Source organism: Carboxylicivirga linearis (assembly GCF_018271995.1).
Lineage (GTDB): Bacteria > Bacteroidota > Bacteroidia > Bacteroidales > Marinilabiliaceae > Carboxylicivirga > Carboxylicivirga linearis.
Map to the genome: position 1 here is coordinate 1 of NZ_JAGUCO010000060.1, position 3,370 is coordinate 3,370.

Annotated in this window: 3 protein-coding genes; all 3 read left to right on the top strand. The window is 42.0% G+C overall.

Translation table 11 applies throughout. From position 1 onward, the window contains the following. The coding region (locus KEM10_RS23390) for a hypothetical protein (RefSeq protein WP_212220676.1) at window positions 1-2,496 on the top strand (2,496 nt) is incomplete at its 5' end. Window positions 2,497-2,498: 2 nt separating this feature from the next. After that, entirely contained in the window at window positions 2,499-2,999 is a 501-nt protein-coding gene (locus KEM10_RS23395; protein WP_212220679.1) for a hypothetical protein, read from the top strand. Window positions 3,000-3,011: 12 nt separating this feature from the next. Continuing rightward, window positions 3,012-3,370: hypothetical protein (locus KEM10_RS23400; protein WP_212220681.1), on the top strand; the 359-nt coding region annotated here is incomplete at its 3' end.

Consider the following 3,370-nt stretch of genomic DNA (forward strand, 5'->3'; position numbering starts at 1 on the left):
ACGATAAAAATGTTTAGGGGAACAACCCCACCGTTATTGAAAAAAGGCGAATGGGCTTCGGATGGCCAGTACGCTTATTTGGGTATGGAACACGAACAATACAAGGTTTTTCAGGGCGTGTTCGATATGAGTAAAGACCAACAAATAACAGGTTTTGAATACGATGTGGAGCAGAAAGCAATTATAATTCCGTCAGGTACTCCATTTTCAAAACTTCAACGTTTGTTTGATACCCTACCTAAAGCATTGAAATACCATACCAATGAAAGTGCAAGTATCAGTATCATGTTTGAGGACGGCACTTACATTAACGATTTAGGAACATTCCTGGTCCTTCGTGATTTCTCCTACCAAATCAACATCTGCTCATTAAGCAATAAGGTGGATGGTGTGGTTGGAACATACGTTAAGCCTGTGATTTTCCAAAGTGATAAGGCAATTGAAATATACAATAGTGCTATCAACTTTGCAGACATACGCTTTGAATATACCGATGCCGGAAGTGGTGCAATAGCATTCCTGAACAGTACCACCAACATTGATGATTGCTGTTTCGAGGCAAAGGTCAATCAGTCCTGTGTATTTGACAGGGGCTACAACAAAATTGTGTTTTCTGATACCTACTTCAAGATGAACAGAGATGTTCAGGACAGTATTCTTGACAGGGCTTCGGTTGGTTCATTCATCAATATTGCACGTTCAAAATCCGCTCCGGAATACAGACCCAAAACCATTGTTCAGCAAATTAGCGGTGGTCTGATTATCGCCGGGAATGTTGAAGACTTACTCATTTCAGAGAAAAGTCCTGTGTATATGCCCAATGGTGGTATCGAGGTGCATGGTGGTTTTGTAACCGACCCTGACGGAAATATCAATATTGCCATTCCAACAAAGCTTTCGCAATTGGAAAATGACATGAACCTGACTTCCAATTTTGAGGAACTGCAAAACAAACCAACAACCATTAGTGCAGAACAGGCAACGGCAATTGAGAATAATAATAAAAAGAGCAGCTACCCACAAGCTGATGCAGAAAAGCTTGCAGGAATAGAAGAAGGTGCAACTGCCGGAGCTGACTGGAATACTAATATTCAGAATAAGCCGACAACCATTTCGGCAGAACAATCGGCAGCAATTGAAGCGAATACGCAGAAGCGTTCCTATCCCGAAGCTGATGAAAACAAATTAGCAGGGATTGAAGAAAACGCTACCGTTGGAGCTGATTGGGACACGAATGTACAGAACAAACCTGTAACCATTTCGCCACAACAAGCAGCCGATATTGAAGGTAATAATGCTAAACGCAGTTATCCGCAAGCCGATGAAGACAAGCTTTCAGGCATAGAGGAAAATGCAACTGTCGGAGCAGATTGGGAAACAAATATTGCCAATAAGCCTACCACTATTTCAGTTGAACAGGCGACCGCAATTGAAGCGAATACAGCAAAACGTTCTTATCCCGAAGCTGATGAAACCAAGCTTGGAGGAATCGAAGAAGGTGCGACTGTTGGTGCAGATTGGGAAACCAATATTCAAAATAAACCTCTTACTATTTCAGCAGAACAGGCAGCAGCTATTGAGGCGAATACCGAAAAAAGAAGCTACCCACAAGCCGATGAAGATAAGCTATCAGGCATAGAAGAAAACGCAACTGCCGGAGCTGATTGGGAGACAAATATTGCCAATAAGCCTACTACAATTTCAGAGGAACAGGCTATGGCTATTGAAGCGAACACGGCAAAACGTTCTTATCCCGAAGCCGATGAAACCAAACTTGGAGGAATCGAAGAAGGTGCTACTGTTGGAGCGGATTGGGACACCAATATTCAGAATAAGCCTGTTACCATATCGGTAGAGCAGGCAGCAGCTATTGAAACCAATGCCCAAAAACGAAGCTACCCACAAGCTGACCAGGACAAACTTTCAGGTATTGAAGAAAACGCCACGGCCGGGGCAGATTGGAATACGAATATCGCCAATAAGCCTGCTACAATAACAGAGGAACAGGCAACCGCTATCGAAACGAATACAGCAAAACGCTCTTATCCCGAAGCGGATGAAACCAAGCTTGGAGGAATCGAAGAAGGTGCTACTGTTGGAGCAGATTGGGACACCAATATTCAGAATAAACCTACAACCATATCGGCAGAACAGGCAGCAGCCATTGAAGCCAATAATGCTAAACGAAGTTACCCACAGGCAGACGAAGATAAGCTTTCAGGTATTGAAGAAAATGCCACTGTTGGGGCTGATTGGGATGTCAACTTACAGAACATTCCTGACTTCCTGAAAAAGTTCTTACAGGTGTATGCTGATTCCGGCATTTTCTCTGGTGAAGATTGGGAAACAAAGCTGGCTGAGATACTGAACTTCCAAATCAACTTCATGAAAAACTTTGTGGATGCCGATGTAGATAGCCTTTCGGTAGATGTTGCAGGGAACAACCTGAAGCTCACATTCAAAGACGAAACAGACAAAACCATTACACTCCAATAATTATGAAAGTATTAGTAATAGCAAGCCTTTTCACGGCATTTATAGCCTTGGTAGTTTATCTTACTTCCATCATAGCGGTTCACGGCATCCGCAAATCAATTTCCGATAGTAATTACTTTTTACGCAAACCCTACAAGCTTGTATTTGAGATAGTGATGTGGGTTTGTGGGCTGGCCATCATCATAACAGGTCTGTTTATTAAGGAATCTGCCGATTGGTGGGTTATTGGAGGTGGTATCGGAATCTTCTTAGTTGGTGTATTTTCCGACTTTAAGCGAAACTTGTTTATCCGTATTGCTCACTATTTATCGGCAATTGGTGGTTTTACACTCCTTGGATTAAGCTATTATTTCAGTTTCGGTAATATCGAATACACCATTATCATTGCTATCTCGGCTTTAATTGCAACAGGCTTTGCAGATAAACGAATTTGGTGTTTGGAGCTGACAATGGCAGCAGAGATATTCATTGGACTTTTCTATTTGGCTCACACAATCATGTAGTTCTGGTTTTTTATGGATAAAAAGGGCTACATATCAAGGATTCGTGGGGATTTAAAAGGCGGACGTAAGCACTCTAAAACCACTATTGAAAGCATTGCCAAAAGCTTCGGTATTGCCAACAAAAACTTGGTAAAAGAATTTACCGAACTGGCAATAATCCTTAACGCAAGAGAGATAGCACACGACAGTTCGCTAACTACTTACGAAAAATACCTTGATATTGTAGCCCTGTATCAATCACAGGTCAATCTTTCCATGCGAACAAGCATGAGTGTATTGATGCAGCAATATTCCACTCCGGCACCCATTTCATTCCTGGCATCGAGTTACATTTTAAAATCAGGTAGCTTATCAGGTTACAAGGCTTTTAA

Coding starts and splice junctions, on each gene's coding strand:
- KEM10_RS23395 (WP_212220679.1), top strand. CDS start 2,499: ATGAAAGTATTAGTAATAGCAAGCCTTTTCACGGCATTTATAGCCTTG.